Source organism: Xanthomonas sp. WHRI 8393 (assembly GCF_040203315.1).
Taxonomy (GTDB): Bacteria; Pseudomonadota; Gammaproteobacteria; order Xanthomonadales; family Xanthomonadaceae; genus Xanthomonas; species Xanthomonas arboricola.
This window is the reverse complement of sequence record NZ_JBEGGL010000005.1, coordinates 66,034-84,037: the sequence shown is the minus strand read 5'-3', so window position 1 is coordinate 84,037 and position 18,004 is coordinate 66,034. Positions and strand designations below refer to the sequence as shown.

The following is an 18,004-nucleotide window of genomic DNA, read 5'->3' as shown; positions in this document are numbered from 1 at the left end:
TGCGCAAACCCTTGCTGTCGACGGAAATCACGTGCCCCATTGGATCACCCACCCCTCCGAGCTGAGCGAACGCCTGCAGGCATCGCGTCCGTCCCGCATTGGCCTGGATACCGAATTCATTCGCGAACGCACCTATTGGCCGCAACTGGCGCTGGTGCAGATGGCCATCGGCGAGGAGATCCTGCTGATCGACCCGCTGATCCCGGGCATGAACGAGGCGCTCAGGGAATGGTTGACCGCCACCGACATCGTCAAGGTGATGCATAGCGCCAGCGAGGATCTGGTCACCTTCAAATGTGCGTGCGGGGTATTGCCGCGGCCATTGTTCGATACCCAGATCGCCGCCGCGCTGGCAGGTGTGGGGGGTGGCATGGGCTACCAGAAACTGGTGCAGGAAGTGACCGGCACTTTGCTGACCAAGGGCGAGACCCGCTCGGACTGGATGCGTCGCCCGCTGTCGTCGGCGCAGCTGGAATACGCCGCCGACGATGTGCGTTATCTGTTCGCCATCCACGACGAACTCACCCGCCGCCTGACCGAGCAGGATCGCCTGGGCTGGCTGGCCGAGGACGCCGAGCGCCTGCTCGCCACGGTGGAGCACGACGATGGCGAGCGCTGGCCGCATGTGAGCCTGCGCACCGCGCAATTCCTCGAGCCTGCGGCGCAGCGCCGCCTGCTGCGCCTGTTGCGCTGGCGCGACCTGCAGGCGCGCCAGAGCGACCGCCCGCGCAGCTGGATCCTGGACAACGAACTGGCCAGCCAGCTGGCGCGCTTTCCGCCCGCCGATCTGGATGCCTTGCTGCGCCAGTTCGACAAGTTTCCCAAGGCGCCGCGCAAGCTCGCCGCCGCAGTGTGGGAAGCGCTCAGCACGCCGTTGCCCGACGAGGACCATGCACCGCTGGCGCAAGCCGCCACCGACGGCAACAAGGCCGTGCTCAAGCGCCTGCAGGATGCGGTGGCCCAGCGCAGCCGCGAGCTGGGATTGCCCGACGGCATCCTGGCCTCGCGCCGGCATCTGGAAACCCTGATCGAACAGCGCAGCTGGCCCGCACCGCTGGGGCAATGGCGCCGCGACGCGCTGGAAGCGCAGCTGACGCCGCTGCTGGAAGACGCCACGGCGCAGTGACGTGATGCAGTGGTCGCCAGGCCAGACATCCACGCGGTCGTGGCGACGCGGGCAGACCACTCAGGGCCATTCGCCCGCTGCCTCGCACATCGCCGGCCGTGACAGGACGCCACGGTCGGGCAGCATCCTCGTCGATCGCTGCATCCGCCCTTGCATGGCGCACCTTCGAAACTGGCGCAGTCTAGCGGGACACGGTTGGCCATGCCGCAGTCACTATCTGGCCAGCGCTGCACGCAGGTGTCATCCCGTCTGGCCTGCTGCTGTATCGTTATTGTCGGGGTCGCAGCCGGCGCAAGCAGGCTCGCCGGCCTCGCCAGGACCCTGCAAACGCGTGACCAGACGCTGTGAAAGGCCTGGCCACGCCGCGTGCAGGCACGCGCACGCGCAACGGCCGCCCCCGGGCCACATGCCATAATGACGCGCGCCCATTGGGCAACGTCTCCACCCCCTTATTCCGAGGCCATACCTCTGTGAGCAATACCACCTCCAAACTGGATTCCATCGCGCAAGCCAAAGCCAAGCTGCTGGACGAGCTGCAGAAGCTGGAAGAACAGGAAAAGACCGAGCGCGCGAGCGAGGCATCCTCTGCGCATGCCACCATCGTCTCGCTGCTCGAGCAGTTTGCCGGCCATTTCAACACCAAGCAGCGCAACGATATTGCCGCTTACCTGGGCACCACCGCTGCACGCAAGGAAGTGGTCAAGAGCGGCCGCAGCGAAGTCAAGCCGAAGTACGAACTGCCGCACACCGGCGAGACCTGGTCCGGCCGCGGCCGCACGCCCAAGGCCTTCGCCGCCTGGGAAGGCTCGGTGTCGTACAAGGAATGGAAGGCCAAGAACCCGGACCTCAAGTTCCCGCTGGTCCGCGAGTGATTGCCGCAGGATCGCGCTTGCGGGCGGCGATCCAGGTCGCCGGACTGCTTGGCGAATCGCGCGACATGTGGTTAGAATCCAGGCACGTGGGGCGGTAGCTCAGCTGGGAGAGCGTCGCGTTCGCATCGCGAAGGTCGAGGGTTCGATCCCCTTCCGCTCCACCATTGCTTCAATCGTAAAGGCCTCGGAAACGTCATGTTTCCGGGGCTTTTCCGTTCTGGGCCCCTGCACCGGCAGCGCGTCGGCCTGGTGCATGCCAGGCCCCGGTACGGCCATGTCGCCAGGATCACATCGCGCGCGCTAACGTCCGTTTCATCACCATCCCGGACGCAAGCCATGAGCAACAAGCAGAGCCAGCCCGACAAGGCCGCCGACAATCAGCACGGTGTTTCGGAGAGCCAGCAGGATCGCAAACAGGATGAGGCCGCCAAGCAGCGCCCCGGGCAGAAGGACATGCAGATCCATGACGAACAAACCCGCCGCCCCAAGGGCAACGACGGCCAGGGCGAATGAGGCGCCCGGCAAGGCGGCCCTGCAGCGCGCCAGCGTAACGTCGCTGCCCCGCCCTGCCCGATGTGGCAAGATCGGTGACGGGCGTCATCCGCTGGGGTGGATGAGGTCTGCGCCAACCAACGCGTGCGACGGTCCAAGACACGGTATCGCCATGCGCACATCCATCGCCTGACGGCGCCTTGTTCCGGTGGTCTATCCATGCAGATTCCTGACGCGTCCGCGTTGCACCTCTTCCACGCGACGCTGCTGCCGCGCAACGCCGCCGTTGCAGCGCAGCTGCCGGCGAACGAAGACGAACGTCTGGCCGCATTGCAGGACTACCAGCTGCTGGACACTTCACCGGAACCGGTCTACGACGCCTTCACCTCGAGCGCGGCCGAGGTCTGCGGGACGCCGATGGCCCTCATTTCGCTGATCGACACGCAGCGCCAGTGGTTCAAGTCGAAACTGGGCATGGCGCCACGCGAAACCCCGCGCGAACTGTCGTTCTGTGCGCACGCGATCCTCGAACCCGATCAGGTGATGGAGGTTGGCGACACCCACCAGGATGCGCGCTTCGTGGGCAATGCGCTGGTCACCGGCGAGCCGCAGATCCGTTTCTATGCCGGCGCCCCGCTGCTGACCTCCGATGGGATCGCGCTGGGCACGCTGTGCGTGCTGGATCGCACACCCCGGCGCCTGTCGGCGGCCGAGCGCGACGCACTGCAGGCGCTGGCACGGCAGGTCGTCGACACCATCGAGCTGCGCCGTGCGGCCAAGCTGGTCGAGCTGGACGCGCTGCGCGACGAACTCACCGGCATGTGGAACCGCGCCGGTCTGGAACATGCGCTGCAGACACACGCACAGAGCTCGCCCACTGCCGCCACGCCATCGCTCGCCCTGGCGCTGATCGAGCTGGATGGCTTCAAACGGCTGAGATTGCAGGCGGGCGCGGCGGCGGCGGATGCAACGCTGATCCAGGCTGCCAGGGTGATCGAAGCGCAGTTGCCGGATGCCGCCACGGTGGCACGATTGAGCCGGGATCAACTCTGTATTGCCTTGCCGGAAACAGCGGCAACCAAGGCAATGGAGCTGATCGAAGCTGTCCGCAAGGCGATCGAAGCGGCCAGCTGGCCAGCCGGCGCATTGACGATCAGCGCAGGGCTGGTCGAGGTGGCAGCCGGTGCCTCGCTCGACAGCAATGCCTTGCTGGCGCGCGCGCGGCACGCCCTGCAGGGCGCGATCAGCAATGGACGCAACCGCGTGCAGCGCTTCAATGGCTGGCATCGGCAGGACTGAGCGGCAGACCGCGCGTGGGCTCGGCGAGGTAGGCCAGCAGGGCGCTGATCGACACGACTGCGCAACTTTGAATCGCTAGATCGATGCCTGTGTACGGCTGCAGTCTTTCCACTTACGACCGCAGTGCACACACACCCGCCAGCGCGCCTGTCTTGCGTGGCTAACGCGTGTAGCGATCAGCTGCCAGGCGGCAGCCGTATCGCCAGCGGCGCTTGGCCAGGCTCAGGCTGCCAGCGCATCGGTGTTGCCGGCGATTTCGTCCACCTGCAGCACCTGCTCCATCTCCAGCAGCACCACGAAGCGCTCGCCCACCTTGCCCATGCCGCGCAGCAGGTCGCGGCGGATATGCGTGCCGAACGATGGCGCCGCTTCGATGTCCTGATCGGCCAGTTCGATCACCGCGTTGACCGCATCGACCAGCACCCCGATCACCTGCGTTCCCTGCGCCTGCTCGGTGGCCAGGATCACGATGCAGCTGCGCTTGCCGATCGCGCTGTCGGCACGCCCCAGCCGCGACTGCAGATCCACCACCGGCACCACCGCACCGCGCAGGTTGATCACCCCGCGCACGCAGGCCGGCATCGACGGCACCGGCGTGGGTGCGCGGTACTGGATGATTTCGCGAATGCCAAGAATGCTGATGGCGAAGGTTTCGCCATCCAGCTGGAAGGTCAGGTACTGGGCCGCCGCATCGGCGTCGCCAGGCATCACATCGGGGGTCTGTGCAGTCATCGATCGGTCTCTCAGAAGCGGGCGAACTGGCCTTCGTCCGGGCCCTCGGACATCGCATAGGCCGGTGCTGCGGCACTGCGCCAGCCGCGCGCACCGGGCGCACGTGCCGGGCGTGCGGCGGCCACCTTGCCGCGCTTGGGCGGCGTGCTCGCCGGCCCCTGCCCGCCCAGGCGGAAGAACGCCATGCTCTGCTGCAACTGCTCGGCCTGCGCGCTCATTTCCTCGGCAGTGGCGGCCAGTTCTTCCGACGCACTGGCGTTCTGCTGGGTGGTCTGGCTCAGCTGCACCACTGCCGAATTGATCTGGCTGACACCGGAGGATTGCTCTTCGGAAGCTGCGGAAATCTCCTGCACCAGGTCCGAGGTGCGCTTGATGCTGGGCACGATGGTGTCGAGCAGACGGCCGGCGCGATCGGCCAGTTCGACGCTGGAACTGGCCACCTCGCCGATCTCCTGCGCGGCCACCTGGCTGCGTTCGGCCAGCTTGCGCACCTCGGCGGCCACCACGGCAAAGCCCTTGCCGTGTTCGCCGGCGCGCGCCGCTTCAATCGCTGCATTGAGCGCGAGCAGATTGGTCTGATATGCGATGTCGTCGATGATGCCGATCTTCTGCGCGATCTGCTTCATCGCCTGGGTGGTGGCGACCACCGCTTCGCCGCCTTCGATGGTCTCCTTCGCGGCCTGCGTGGCCATGCCATCGGTGATGCGGGCGTTTTCGGTGTTCTGGCTGATCGATGCGGTCATCTGCTCCAGCGAGGCGCTGGTTTCCTCCACACCGGCGGCCTGTTCGCTGGCGGCCTGCGACAACGACTGCGCGGTGGCGCTGACTTCCTCCGACGCGCTGGCCAGGGTTTCGGCACTGGTGTTGACCTCGCCGACCACCTGCGACAGCTTCTGCACCATCGTGCGCATCGCTTCGAGCAGCTGCGCGGTTTCGTCGCGGCCATGCACGTCGATGCGCATAGTCAGATCGCCTTCGGACAGCCCGTTGGCCACCGTCACCGCGCGGCGGATCGGGCCGGTGACGCTGCGGCTGATCACCACGCCGAGAACCGCGCCGAGCAGCACACCGCCGCAGATGATGACCATCAGCAGCTTGGAGCTGCGCGCGTGGATGCTGCCGGCCTCGGCATTGGCCGAGGCAGCGCTGCGCTCGCGCAGGCCGCTCAGATCGGTCATCAAGGTATCGACTTCATCCGAGCTGGCACGCACCGCACGCGAGAGTTCGGCCAGTTCCGGGTTGGCGTCACGCAAGGCTTCGCGGTTGGCGGCGTCGATGAAGCGGCCGCGCTCTTCCAGGTATTTCTGCCAGGCGCGGTCGAACTGCGCCAGCTTGTTCCTGCCTTCCTCGGTCTGGAAGCTGGAGCGCGCGCGCGTCATGTAATCGACCACCTTGGCGGTGTACTTGTCGATGTTCTGCACATGCGACTGGCGCTCTTCGGCGCTGCTGGCCAGCAACAGGTTGGCACGTGCGCGGCCGGCGTAGATCAGGTTGATGTTGGCCTCCTTGACGTTCGACAAGCCGAGCAGCTCGCGCTCGTAAAGCGAGGTCGACAGGTCGCTGATCCGACCGGAGTTGGAATAACCCACCCACCCGATGCATGCGCCGATCGCCGAGACGATCAGGAACGCCACGATCAGCCTGGTTCCGATTCTGAAGTTGCCTAACATTGGGGAGTTCTCTTGAAGGTGGTGCATGCGCGACCTGCGTTGCAGGGTCGCCCGGTGGCCTGGTGCGGGTGCCGCTCACTGTGTGCGGCTTGTCTAACCAATCGCTAATGGCTATCGGCGAGGCCAAAACGCGCTTGAGACGCAAACGGCACTTAACCGCGTATTCACACCGTCGGATATGCGCTTTTGTGACCGGTCACGCGCTCGTACGGCCCGCGTTCGGAAAATTCCTACCCCTGGTTTCTGCTGTGTCCGGAACAGTCCGCTGGGACATCACGACTGCGCGGTTAGGCTTGGCGCATGTCCTCACAAGCACTTCCACGCAGCTTCTATGCGCACGATGCCCGCCAGGTCGCGCCGCGCTTGCTCAACAAGGTATTGGTCAGCGCGGACGGACGCCGCGGACGCATCACCGAGGTCGAGGCGTATTGCGGCAGCGAAGATCCGGCCGCGCATTCGTTTCGCGGCATGACCCCGCGCACGCAGGTGATGTTCGGCGCACCGGGGCATCTGTATGTGTATTTCATCTACGGCATGCACTGGGCAATCAACGCGGTGTGCGGCGGTGCGCCCGGGCATGCGGTGCTGATCCGCGCGCTCGAACCGCTGGCCGGGATCGCCACCATGCAGGCCGCGCGCAACGCTGCTCCACTCAAGACCTTGACCACCGGTCCCGGTCGCCTGGCCCAGGCATTCGCGGTGAGCGCGACAGACAACGGGCTGGATTTGACCGACGCAGGCGCACGCCTGTGGATCGAGGACGACGGCCTGCCGCCGCCCTCCGCAGCGCTGGCGACGCCGCGCATCGGCATCCGCAAGGCGGTGGATGCGCCGTGGCGCTGGGTGGTCGCGGACAACCCCTATCTGTCGCGTCCGCTGCCGCGCGCGACCGGCGCACGCGCGGTGCTGCCGGGCGACTGAGCCAGCCATTGCTCCATCGGCGTCTGCTCGGCGGCGCCCGGCCCACGCTGCAGCAGGCGCAAGGCCTGCTCGGCCTGTTCGTCGCTCAGGTCCTGCAGCGGCTGGAAGCTATCTGCCGCCCACACCGCCATCGGCAGGCCATCGAGATACGCCACACGGTTGCCCGGCACGCGCGCCACGCGCTCGCCCGGCAGGACGCTGCCCAACAGATTGCTCGAGTCGCTCGCACTGACGCATACCCACTGCTGCGGCAAGGCCTGTGCACGCACGCGGCGCAGCGCCGCGATCGCATCCGGCAACGCGAACTGCTCGCCGGACAGCCCGGCGATGAAACGCCCGCCACGGATCTCGCCACGCGCCTCCAGCCGCTGATACATGCGCAGCAACTCGCGCCACGGCGGCAGCCACGCCGCCTCGCGCTCCAGCAGCCGCCAGCAGACCACGCCGTAGCGCCGCAACAAGGTATGCGCCACATGTTCGAGCATGTCCTGGTGGCGCTCGCCGGCTTCGGCCAGCGGCAGCTCCGGCAGCGCGCGTACCGGCGCCCAGCGGCCGGCATCGCGAATGCCCAGCGCGCTGGCGCGGCGTCGGTGGCGCGACAGCGCCGAGGGCCGCTTGGAGGCCGGCACCAGCAGCGCGCGCAGCCCAGCATAGCTGTCGCAATGCGCACGCCCGCGCATCACCAGTTCGCTCAGGGCATCTTCCAGCTCGGTGCTCATCAGGCGGGCCGCATCGGCAATCTCGTCGAAGAACAAGGCGCCCTGCTGCTGCAGCACCTCCGCCACCCGCTGCGCGCGCGATCCCAGCGGCGCGTCGTCGGCATCGCGTGCCAGGCCGCTCCAGCGCTGCGCCTCGCGACGCGGCAGCAACACGATCGGCGTGCTGCGCAACGCGGCACCGCTGCGGCCACCACCGGGCCGCAGCCGCGCCCACACGGTGCGCCCGGCGGTGCACAGTTCGTCCAGCCAGGCCGGTTGATAGTCGCGCACGCGTGCCGGCAGCAGCTCGCTCTCCCACAGCACTGCAGGTGCCTCGAAGCCTTCCAGCTGCCCGACCACGCCGGCCAATGCGTCCGGCCCCGCCACCCGGCTGGCACTGTCGAGGTGCTGCCACTCGAACAGGAACCGCGCGTAATCGCGTTGCGCCACCGGCTCGATCTCGCGGCGCAACCGTCCCAGGGTATAGCGATGGATGCGCGCCAGCAGATGGCGTTCGCACCATTCTTCCGCCTGCGCCTGCGCGTTGAAATGGCCGGCCATGACATAGCCCTCGCGCTGCAGGGCGGCCAGGGCAAGCACGATCTCGGACTCGGGCAAACGCAAGGCGCCGGCCAGGGCCGACACCTGCGCCGGGCCGACCGCAGACAGACGACCGCGCAGCAGCTCGCGCACGGCCCAGTCGCGCTGCCAGTCGGCAACGCGGCAATCTGCCGGCGCCTGTAGCGGCGGCTGTGCGGATGCATGCGCATACAGTGGCGCAAACCAGTCGATGCGCTCGGCACTGATCCACAGCGCGGGCACACCATCGAACGCAAGACAGCTGGCACGCCCATCGCCTGCGAGTGCAGCCAGCCAGGCCTGCCAGTGCGCATCGCCCGCTTCATCGACCGGAAGCACGCCCAGCCCGACCAACGCTTCGTGCATTTCTTCGCCATCGCGCGGCTGCGGCCAGGCCTGTTCGCGCACCGAGGCGATCGCCTCGGGATCGAGCTGCCCCAGGTCGTCGCTGCTCTGCGGGGTGTAGCGACGGCTTTGCACGGCCTGGGTGCGGCGTTCTTCCAGCGGTGCATCGTCCAGGAATGCGTACGGACGCGCATTCAAGGCTTCGGCCGCCAGCGGCGACGGTGCCGCCAGATCGCGCGCGACCAACGTGATCGCCCCCGACTCCAGCCCGCGCAGCACCTGCAACCAGCCCTCGCTGTCCATGGACTGATGCAGGCAGTCTTCCAGTGTCTGCGCCACCAACGGATGATCCGGCACCTCGCGCTCGCCGACCAGATTCTCCGCGCAGGCGACCTGATCGGGGAACACCGTCGCCAGCAGATCTTCCGACTTCATCCGTTGCAGTTGCGGCGCGACCTTGTTGCCACCGGCAAAGCGCGGCAGCGCCATCGCATTGGTCGCATTCCAGCGCCAGCGCACGCCGAACAGCGGCGCATCCAGCAAGGCCTGGATCAACACATGCTCGGCCGATGACGAATGCAGGTAGCGCGCCACCTCCTCCAGGGCAAAACTATGACTGGTGGACAGCGACAACACGATCGCATCCTCGGTCGCGGCGGCCTGCAGTTCGAAGTTGAAGGTGCGGCAGAAGCGCTTGCGCAACGCCAGCCCCCAGGCACGATTGATGCGGCTGCCGTACGGCGAGTGGATCACCAGCTGGGTGCCGCCGCTGGCATCGAAGAAGCGCTCCATCACCAGGCACTGCTGGGTGGGCATCGCGCCCAGCGCGGTGCAGGCATGGGCGAGATAGTCGACCAGCTGGCGTGCCGCTTCCACCGAGAGATCCAGCACGGTGTGCAGCCAGTCGCAGGCGGCCTGATGTGGCAGGCTATCCAGCCGCAGCGCAATCTCGCCACGCAGACGTGACACCGCCGCCGACAATTCGTCGCTGCGGCCGGGCGCCTCGCCCAGCCAGAACGGGATATTCGGTGGCGCGCCCTGGGCGTCTTCAACACGTACGCGCCCGGCATCCACACGCAGGATGCGGTAGCTGGCATTGCCGAGCTGGAACACGTCGCCGGTAAGACTTTCGACCGCGAAATCCTCGTTCACCGTGCCGATCTTTTCGGCCTGCGGCTCCAGCACCACGCTGTAGTCGCCGGTTTCTGGAATGGTGCCGCCGGAGGTCAGCGCAGTCATGCGTGCGCCGCGGCGCGCATGCAGGCGCCGATGCACCGCATCGCGATGCAGGTAGCCTGCACGCGGCCCGAGCCGTGTGCTGAAGCCGTCGCACAGCATGCGCACCACGTCATCGAAGCGCGCGCGGCTCAACTGCGCGAACGGCCAGGCGCGGCGCACCAAGGCGAACAGCGCATCTTCGTCCCAGTCCTCGCACGCGGCCTCGGCCACGATCTGTTGTGCAAGCACATCGATCGGCGCCAGCGGAATGCGCAAGGCGTCCAGCTCACCGCGGCGCACGCTGTCCAGCAGCGCGGCGCATTCCACCAGTTCGTCGCGGGTCTGCGGAAACAGGCGCGCCTTCGGCGTGCCGCCAACCGCATGCCCGGAGCGTCCGGCACGCTGCAGGAAGGTGGCGATCGAGCGCGGCGAACCGAGCTGGCAGACCAGGTCCACATCGCCGATATCCAGGCCGAGTTCCAGCGATGCGGTGGCCACCAGCACGGTGAGGTCGCCGGCCTTGAGCCGCTGCTCCGCCAGCAGACGCGTTTCGCGCGACAGGCTCCCGTGGTGCGCGGCGACGCGCTGCTTGCCGAGCAGATCGCCAAGATGGCGCGCAGCGCGCTCGGCCATGCGCCGCGTGTTGACGAACACCAGTGTGGTGCGATGCTGCTGCGCGAGCGTGGCGACATCGGCATACACCTGCAGCCACTGATCGTTGGACATCACCACGCTCAGCGGCGTCGGCGGCAAGGCCAGGGCCAGATCGCGCCTGCGGGTGTAGCCGATATCGACGATCTCGCACTGCGGCGGCCGGCCGGCATCGCCCGCCCCGACCAAGAACTGCGCCACGGTCTCGATCGGCTTCTGCGTGGCCGACAGCCCGACGCGGGTGATCGGGCGCTCGGCCAGCCGCTGCAATCGCTCCAGGGTCAGCGCCAGATGACTGCCGCGTTTGTCCGCCGCCACCGCATGGATCTCATCGACGATGACGGTGCGCACATGCCGCAACGCATTGCGCCCGGAGGCCGAGCCCAACAGCACATACAGCGACTCGGGCGTGGTCACCAGGATATGCGGCGGCGTGCGGCGCGCCTGTGCGCGCTCGCGTTGCGGGGTGTCGCCGGTACGCACTGCCGTGCGCACCGCGACATCCGGCAGACCGCTCGTGACCAGCGCCGTGCGGATGCCCTGTAACGGCGCTTCCAGATTGAGGTGGATGTCGTTGGACAACGCCTTCAGCGGTGAGACGTAAACCACGCGGGTTTCGTCCGGCAGCGCGCCGCCATTGGCCAGGCCATCGCGGATCAACGCGTCGATGGCCGCGAAGAACGCGGTCAGCGTCTTGCCCGAGCCGGTCGGCGCGGCCACCAGCGTGTGGCGTCCGGCCTGGATCGCCGGCCACGCGGCAATCTGCGCCGGCGTGGGCGCAGCGAAGGTCTGCGCGAACCACGCAGCCACGACAGGATGGAACTGCTGCAGGACAGGATGCATAGGCAATGCCGCAGGCCGCGATGCCAGGCCAGACGCGGCGTGTGGATTCAACGGGGCGAAGTCCAATGGATGGGGTTGCGCTGCGCCCGACACAAGCCGAGCCCGGGAATGGCGGTGAATGGTTAAAGCGGCTGTCGGCCTGACTGCGCAGCGGCCAAATTGGCGCGTCCGCTGCACCGATTCGACCTGCTGCAACCTTCCCGTCAACTCCAGTTCTACCGCGCGCGATGCCGAGCACTCGCGCGACGTGACGACAGCCGTTGCTGGTGCAGCGAAAGGGATGCCTGCACAAGCGGCGGATGCCGGCCGGCGCATCGGGTCGCCAGCCACCAGCCATCAACGCAACGCTGCGGCCCGGCGCGATGATTGTCGATCGGGCGCAGGCCATGGCACATTGACGCCATGCCCAGCCTTATCCTCTTCATGATTGCCGGCGCCGCGCTGTACGCGTTCTGGAACTCCTCGCGTGCGGCGGCCGAACGTGCCGACATCCTCGGCCGCAATGCCTGCCGCGCGGCCGATGTGCAATGGCTGGACCAGAGCGTGCATTCCACCAATATCCGCATCTGCCGCAAGCCCAATGGCTGGCTGGGCTTCGAGCGGACGTTTCGGTTCGAGTATTCCTACGATGGCATCGACCGTCATAGCGGCCGCCTAGTGCTGCGCGGCGACCAATTGATCGCCTTCACCGGACCGCAGGTGGCCACGGTGACGCCGTTGAGCCCGGACCATCAGCGCCTGAACTGACCGCGATTGGGTCGATGTATGCGTCTGCACGCACCTGGCCTGCAGACGGCGCCGTACGACCGAAGATCCGCGTCGCTGCCGCCTATCCGCAACGTCGATGCACACATGCAACGGCGTGTTCTGGTGGAAAAATGCGCGAGCGATGCAAGTCGCACGCGTACATGGCGCAACAACGCACGAACGCGCGATGCGCGTCCGTGCGTGCAGTTACTTGACCACGCGCAGATGCGGACGCTTGCCCGCGCTCGGCGGCTCGTCCGGCGTGGGTGCGCTTGGCGGCGGTGTACCCGGATCCGGTGGCTCGGTACTGGTGCCGGGGATATCGTCCGGCAAGGCCATGCCTTGCCCGGTCTCGCGTGCATACACCGCCAGGACCGCGGCCATCGGCACCATCACCGGATAACTGACGCCGCCAAAGCGCGCGGTGAACTGCACGCTTTCGTTGTCGACCTGCAGCCCGACCACGGCGCGCTCGGCGATGTTCAGCACCACGCGGCCGTCCTTGACGGCACTGGCAGGCACCTGCACACCGGGCAGCCCGGCGTCCACCAGCACGTGCGGGGTCATGCCGTTGTCGTTGATCCATTCGACCAAGGCCCGCAGCAGGTACGGGCGATGGCTGGTCATGCGGGGGAAATCTTCGCTCATGACGTCATTTTACCCGCACACGGCCCGCAGCGGCGGCTGCGCGTTGGGGCGTCGGTCTGTTGGCATACAGCCGTCGCATCAGCCCGGCAGGTCGCGCAGTTTCTTTTCCTGATCGGTCAGGCTGCGGATGAAGCCGGGATTGCGGAAGATCCGGTTGCCGTAGTCTTCGATCGCCTTGCCGTCCTTGGGCAGACCGATCTCCAACGCGTCCAGTCGCCAGATGATCGGCGCCATCGCGCAATCGGCCAGACTCATTTCCGGATTGAGGAAGAACTTGCTGGCCTTGAACAGCGGCACCGAGGCGGTGAGCAGTTCCTTCAGGCGCTTGCGGCCGGCCTCGGCCTGGGTCTTGTTGCCGAGCTGGATGGCCTGCACCTGCGGCACCCAGTCGTGCTCGATCCGCAGCATCGCCAGACGCAGACGTGCGCGCGAGAGCGGATCGACCGGCATCAACGGCGGATGCGGGTAGCGCTCGTCCAGGTATTCGCTGACCACCGATGCCGCGTACAGCACCAGGTCGCGTTCGACCAGGGTCGGGACCGAATGGTAGGGATTGAGATCGATTAGATCTTCCGGGGGATTTTGCGGGTCGACCGGCACCAGGTCGTAGGTCACCCCTTTCGCCGCCAGGACCAGACGGACCCGGTGGCACAACACGTCGTCGTTGGACGAAAACAAAGTCAAGGTATTCCGCATACGCACACTCGTCGCCATTCAAGGCTCTCCGACGACCGGAATCCGCCGGCCGCATCGGCGCGGCCGGCCCAACGCCGACCGTCACCACGGTCCTTCGAGTGTGCAATCACGTCACGCAAAAGCCAAGAGTGATAGGGCCGATTAATGCCCGGACAGGCCGCTTGTTGCGCCGAGATGCAGCTTCCGGTCACGTGCGCGTGTCGCAACGGGGCGACTGCCGGTGCACGACATCGGATGCGGCAGAGGCGATTTGTCGTCAACCGAAGCAGTGATTGCTTGCTGACCCTCACCGCACCCCTCTCCTGCGGGGAGAGGGGCTCAGCGGTGGTTGTACTGCAGCCGTTGCATGGTTTGCGCATGCATGGCCGATGCGCTCTGCAGCCGATGACCGGCCTGCAGACCGATCAGTGCACGTCCTTCCAGTATTCCTTCTTCAGCAGGTAGGCCATGAAGGTGAGCAAGGCCAGGAACAGGATCACCCACACGCCCATGCTCTGCCGCTTCAAGGCCGCCGGTTCGCCGGCGTATTCGAGGAAGTTGGCGATATCGCGCACGGTCTGATCAAACTCGACCGGCGTCTGTCGCCCTGGCTGACCGAGTTTGAGCGCCTGCACCGGCTTGTCGCCGGTCGCCTTGTCGGGCGGGCCGAACTGCGCCTGCTGCAGGCCCTGCAGCTCCCACAACGGGTTGGGCATGGAGGCATTCGGAAACAGCTGGTTGTTCCAGCCCAGGGGGCGGGTCTGATCCAGGTAGAACGACTTGAGATAGGTATAGACCCAGTCGGTGCCACGCACGCGGGCGATCAAGGTCAGATCCGGCGGCGCCTTGCCGAACCACTTGGTGGCCGCATCGTGCGGCATGGTGCCTTCGATGTGTTCGCCGATCTTGGCGCCGGTGAAGTTGAGGTTGGTCATGACCTCTTCTTCGCTCAGTCCCAGATCGCTGGCCATGCGCGAATAGCGCAGGTACTTCAGCGAGTGGCAGCCGGAGCAGTAGTTCATGAACAACTGCGCACCACGCTGCAGCGAGGCTCGGTCGCTCAAGTCGTTGCCGGCCTGCTGCACCTTTCCGCCTTCGGCTGCCAGCGCCCCTGCGGCCAGGGTCAGCCCGCACAACAGGGCGACCACGCGCGACCTCCATGACCTCACGTTGGAATTAGTCATGGGTGGTCACCCGCTCCGGCACCGGCTTGGTCTTGTCCAGCCGCGTCCACACCGGCATGGTGATGAAGAAGGCGAAGTACAGGAAGGTCAGCACGCGCCCGACATAGGTTTCGTGTGCGTCGGTGCCAGGACCGGAGCCGATCACGCCCAGCCACACGAAGCACACCACCAGCACGCCGAGCGCGACCTTGGAGATCCAGCCGCGGTAGCGGATCGAGCGCACCTTGGCCCGATCCAGCCATGGCACCAGGAACAGGATCGCGATCGCCGAGAACATCACCAGCACGCCGCCGAGCTTGTTGGGGACCACCCGCAACATCGCGTAGTACGGCGTGTAGTACCAGACCGGCTTGATGTGCTCCGGGGTCACCAGGCGATTGGCCTCGGTGAAGTTGTCGTGCTCCAGGAACAAACCGCCGAACGCCGGCGCGAAGAAGATGATGAAGGCCGCAATCAGCAGCAAAAAGCCGACCCCGACCAGATCCTTGACCGTGTAGTACGGATGGAACGGGATGCCGTCGGCCGGCTTGTGCGCGTCCCAGCGGTTGCCCTTGGGTCCCTTCTTGATCTCCACGCCATCGGGATTGTTGGAGCCCACTTCGTGCAGCGCGCCGATGTGCAGCACGATCAGCAGCAACAGCACCAGCGGCAGTGCGATCACGTGCAGCGCGAAGAAGCGGTTGAGCGTGGCATCGCCAGGCAGATAATCGCCCATGATCCATTCGGTCAGCCCGTTGCCGATCACCGGGATGGCGCCGAACAGCGAGATGATCACCTTCGCGCCCCAGAACGACATCTGCCCCCACGGCAGCACGTAGCCCATGAAGGCTTCGGCCATCAGCACCAGGTAGATCAGCATGCCGAGAATCCACACCAGCTCGCGCGGCTTCTGGTAGCTGCCGTACATCAGCCCACGGAACATGTGCAGATACACCACGATGAAGAATAGCGAGGCCCCGGTGCTGTGCATGTAGCGGATCAGCCAGCCCCACTCCACGTCGCGCATGATGTATTCGATCGAGGCGAACGCATCGGCCGCGCTGGTCTTGTAGTGCATCGTCAGGAAGATGCCGGTGACGATCTGGTTGACCAGCACCACGATGGCCAGCGAGCCGAAGTAGTACCAGAGGTTGAAGTTCTTCGGCGCGTAGTACTCGCTGACGTGCTTGCGGTACATGGGCATCAGCCCGGGCGCGCGTTCGTTGACCCAATCGAACACACCGTTGGCGGTACGGACCAGGATATTGCTCATCAGGCAGCCCCCGTGCTGTTGGCCGACGTACCGGCACCGTCGGGATCGACGCCGATCACCAAGGTGTTGTCGTCCACGTAGTGGTGTGGGGGCACCAGCAGATTGATCGGTGCCGGCACGCCGTCGAAGACGCGGCCGGACATGTCGAAGCGCGACTTGTGGCAGGGGCAGAAGTAGCCGCCCTTCCACTGCGGGTCGTAGGGCTCGGGGCGGATCTCGGCGACCATTTCCGGCGAGCAGCCCAGATGCGTGCACAACCCGACCAGCACCGAGATGTCGGACTTGATCGAGCGGTACTCGGGGTTCTTCAGCACGTAGTCGGGCTGCTGGTCCTTGTTCTCGGACTTGGGATCCTTGAGCCGGTCATCCAGCGATGGCAGTGCGTCGAGCATCGCCTTGGAGCGCTTGACGATCCAGATGGGCTGACCGCGCCATTCCAGAACCAGCCGTTGCCCTTCCTGCAAGGCGCTGATGTCGGCGGTCACCGGGGCACCGGCCAACTTGGCGCGTGCGCTGGGATTCCACGACTTCACGAACGGAACTGCGACAAATCCTGCTCCGACCGCACCGACCACGGCCGTTGTCGCGGTCAAGAACCGACGACGCCCGATATCAGCAGGTGCGTTAACCCCATCGTTGGCCATCCGGCTCTCCGATCTTGATTAGGTAGCGTGAGGCTGCCAACGGCTGGCGGGGGGTCCAGCCGCGATGAATCGACCGCAGTGTAGCGGAACGCTTAATGCACAGACAACGCAATGTACGCAGTCGAACCGGCGCAGTGCAAACACTGGATGCAGGCATGCGTCGACCGCATCACGCGCCAGCCCTGCGCAAGGCGGACAGCTGTGACCCAGTGCTGACAAAAAAGACCGCGCCAGTTGCAGACATGCTGCGCGTTGGCTGCACTATCGCGCCGGTGCAACGGCGGCCTGCGCGGCCTGGTGGCCGCATGACGTCCGTTTCGGCGCGCGACTGTCAAAGCAGGCCGCAGCGCGCGCAGATGCATGCAAAGCACACGGCTCAGTTGGCCGCCGTGGTCTGCCCACGATAGCGTCCGGCCAGCACGCCGACGCGTTGGACGTAGCGCTGGGTCTCGCTGTAAGGCGGCACGCCGCCATAGCGATCCACCGCGCCCTCGCCTGCGTTGTAGCCGGCAGCGGCGAGCGTGAGATCGCCATTGAAGCGCTTCAGCAACCACGAAAGATATTGCACGCCACCGCGAATATTTTGCGTTGCATCATAGGCATCGCTGACGCCGAAGCGGCGCGCGGTGCCGGGCATCAACTGCATCAGCCCCTGCGCGCCGGCCCGACTCAGTGCCAGCGGGTTGTAGGCCGACTCGGCATGGATGATCGCGCGCACGATCGCTTCCTCGACCCCGAACTCGCGCGCGGCTGCGGTGATTTCCTGCTGATAGGCATTGGTGTTGAGCCGGATCGCACCGAAATTGACGCCGGGCTTGGCGGCGCAGGCGTAACAGGTTTCGATGAAGCTGTAATGGATGGTGCGCAGGCCTTCGATGCTGGCGACCTGACGCGGGCGCGCACTGGTGTAGTGACGCACGCCGTCCTTCATATACGAATAGACCTGCCCGCTGACCACCCGGCGCGGATTGACCGCGGTGGCGGGCGCCTGCATGACCGAAGTTTCCGACACCGGCAGCGCGCGCGGCGTCACCGCCGAGGCGACCTCGGCAGCACGGCGTGGCGCCTGGCCAACCGGCTGACTGATGATGGTGGCTGGCGCGCCGCTGTCGATCGAGGTGCTGGCGCGCTCCGGGCCGGCGGCCACGCCCTGCGCCGGGCGAGCCATGGACGGCGGCGCGCGGCGCGCGGATCGCTCGGGGGTGTAGCTGCTGATGACGCTGCAGGTCGCGCCACTCTGGCGCTTGCTCAGGTAGCTGGTGATTCCGTCGCCGCTGACACACTTGTACAAGGTGCCCGCGCAGACCGGCGCTGCCGGCAACGTGACGAGTAACAGCCCCAGCAATCTTGACATCCCCTTCATGCGGCGGAGTGTCCCAGCTTGGCCGGGGCTTGCCAAGTGGCCGCC

General features: G+C 66.4%; 15 protein-coding genes and 1 tRNA gene. 7 read left to right on the top strand and 9 right to left on the bottom strand.

Annotated features, from left to right (window positions below):
- The first annotated feature begins 31 nt into the window (after window positions 1-31).
- The 5 genes from rnd (at window position 32) to ABQ137_RS16460 (ending at window position 3,789) form a co-directional block, all read left to right on the top strand.
- The gene (gene rnd / locus ABQ137_RS16480; RefSeq protein WP_349783197.1) at window positions 32-1,126 is read left to right on the top strand and encodes a ribonuclease D; all 1,095 of its coding nucleotides are present in this window, start codon (window positions 32-34) and stop codon (window positions 1,124-1,126) included.
- A gap of 470 nt (window positions 1,127-1,596) precedes the next feature.
- Window positions 1,597-1,998, top strand: coding sequence for an H-NS histone family protein (locus ABQ137_RS16475; protein WP_039516171.1), 402 nt, complete (start codon window positions 1,597-1,599; stop codon window positions 1,996-1,998).
- A gap of 88 nt (window positions 1,999-2,086) precedes the next feature.
- Window positions 2,087-2,162: transfer RNA gene (locus tag ABQ137_RS16470), tRNA-Ala, on the top strand.
- A gap of 172 nt (window positions 2,163-2,334) precedes the next feature.
- Complete coding sequence (locus tag ABQ137_RS16465) at window positions 2,335-2,511, top strand: hypothetical protein (protein ID WP_162839012.1); 177 nt, start codon at window positions 2,335-2,337, stop codon at window positions 2,509-2,511.
- Window positions 2,512-2,709: 198 nt separating this feature from the next.
- On the top strand, window positions 2,710-3,789 hold the full coding sequence (locus ABQ137_RS16460) for a sensor domain-containing diguanylate cyclase (protein WP_349783196.1): 1,080 nt from the start codon (window positions 2,710-2,712) through the stop codon (window positions 3,787-3,789).
- Window positions 3,790-4,011: 222 nt separating this feature from the next.
- On the opposite strand, the gene ABQ137_RS16455 is transcribed toward ABQ137_RS16460, so the two are convergent.
- Together ABQ137_RS16455 and ABQ137_RS16450 are read right to left on the bottom strand one after the other, a co-directional pair.
- Window positions 4,012-4,521, bottom strand: coding sequence for a chemotaxis protein CheW (locus tag ABQ137_RS16455; RefSeq protein WP_024939283.1), 510 nt, complete (start codon window positions 4,519-4,521; stop codon window positions 4,012-4,014).
- Window positions 4,522-4,532: 11 nt separating this feature from the next.
- Window positions 4,533-6,191: a methyl-accepting chemotaxis protein gene (locus ABQ137_RS16450; protein ID WP_349783195.1), complete on the bottom strand. Its 1,659-nt coding sequence runs from the start codon at window positions 6,189-6,191 to the stop codon at window positions 4,533-4,535.
- Window positions 6,192-6,491: 300 nt separating this feature from the next.
- Between ABQ137_RS16450 and ABQ137_RS16445 the strand changes: the two genes are divergently transcribed.
- Window positions 6,492-7,112 (top strand): DNA-3-methyladenine glycosylase, encoded by a 621-nt coding sequence (locus tag ABQ137_RS16445; protein WP_349783194.1) that lies wholly within the window; start codon window positions 6,492-6,494, stop codon window positions 7,110-7,112.
- Here the strand turns inward: ABQ137_RS16445 and ABQ137_RS16440 are convergent.
- Window positions 7,052-11,446 (bottom strand): DEAD/DEAH box helicase, encoded by a 4,395-nt coding sequence (locus ABQ137_RS16440; RefSeq protein ID WP_349783193.1) that lies wholly within the window; start codon window positions 11,444-11,446, stop codon window positions 7,052-7,054. The genes ABQ137_RS16445 and ABQ137_RS16440 overlap by 61 nt on opposite strands.
- 366 nt (window positions 11,447-11,812) lie before the next feature.
- Between ABQ137_RS16440 and ABQ137_RS16435 the strand changes: the two genes are divergently transcribed.
- A complete protein-coding gene (locus ABQ137_RS16435; RefSeq protein WP_039516191.1) occupies window positions 11,813-12,193 on the top strand; it encodes a DUF3301 domain-containing protein in 381 nt (126 codons plus the stop codon).
- A 207-nt stretch (window positions 12,194-12,400) separates the two neighbouring features.
- On the opposite strand, the gene ABQ137_RS16430 is transcribed toward ABQ137_RS16435, so the two are convergent.
- The 6 genes from ABQ137_RS16430 to ABQ137_RS16405 form a co-directional block, all read right to left on the bottom strand.
- Window positions 12,401-12,841: a ClpXP protease specificity-enhancing factor gene (locus ABQ137_RS16430; protein WP_104554192.1), complete on the bottom strand. Its 441-nt coding sequence runs from the start codon at window positions 12,839-12,841 to the stop codon at window positions 12,401-12,403.
- 78 nt (window positions 12,842-12,919) lie between these two features.
- Complete coding sequence (locus ABQ137_RS16425; RefSeq protein ID WP_024939278.1) at window positions 12,920-13,555, bottom strand: glutathione S-transferase N-terminal domain-containing protein; 636 nt, start codon at window positions 13,553-13,555, stop codon at window positions 12,920-12,922.
- A 386-nt stretch (window positions 13,556-13,941) separates the two neighbouring features.
- A complete protein-coding gene (locus tag ABQ137_RS16420; RefSeq protein ID WP_349783192.1) occupies window positions 13,942-14,700 on the bottom strand; it encodes a cytochrome c1 in 759 nt (252 codons plus the stop codon).
- Window positions 14,693-15,952: a cytochrome b gene (locus ABQ137_RS16415; protein ID WP_024939276.1), complete on the bottom strand. Its 1,260-nt coding sequence runs from the start codon at window positions 15,950-15,952 to the stop codon at window positions 14,693-14,695. The genes ABQ137_RS16420 and ABQ137_RS16415 overlap by 8 nt, the downstream gene beginning before the upstream one ends.
- Complete coding sequence (gene petA, locus ABQ137_RS16410) at window positions 15,952-16,596, bottom strand: ubiquinol-cytochrome c reductase iron-sulfur subunit (RefSeq protein ID WP_026064126.1); 645 nt, start codon at window positions 16,594-16,596, stop codon at window positions 15,952-15,954. Before petA ends, ABQ137_RS16415 begins: the two co-directional genes overlap by 1 nt.
- 376 nt (window positions 16,597-16,972) lie before the next feature.
- Window positions 16,973-17,959: a lytic transglycosylase domain-containing protein gene (locus ABQ137_RS16405; RefSeq protein ID WP_349783191.1), complete on the bottom strand. Its 987-nt coding sequence runs from the start codon at window positions 17,957-17,959 to the stop codon at window positions 16,973-16,975.
- Window positions 17,960-18,004: the final 45 nt, after the last annotated feature.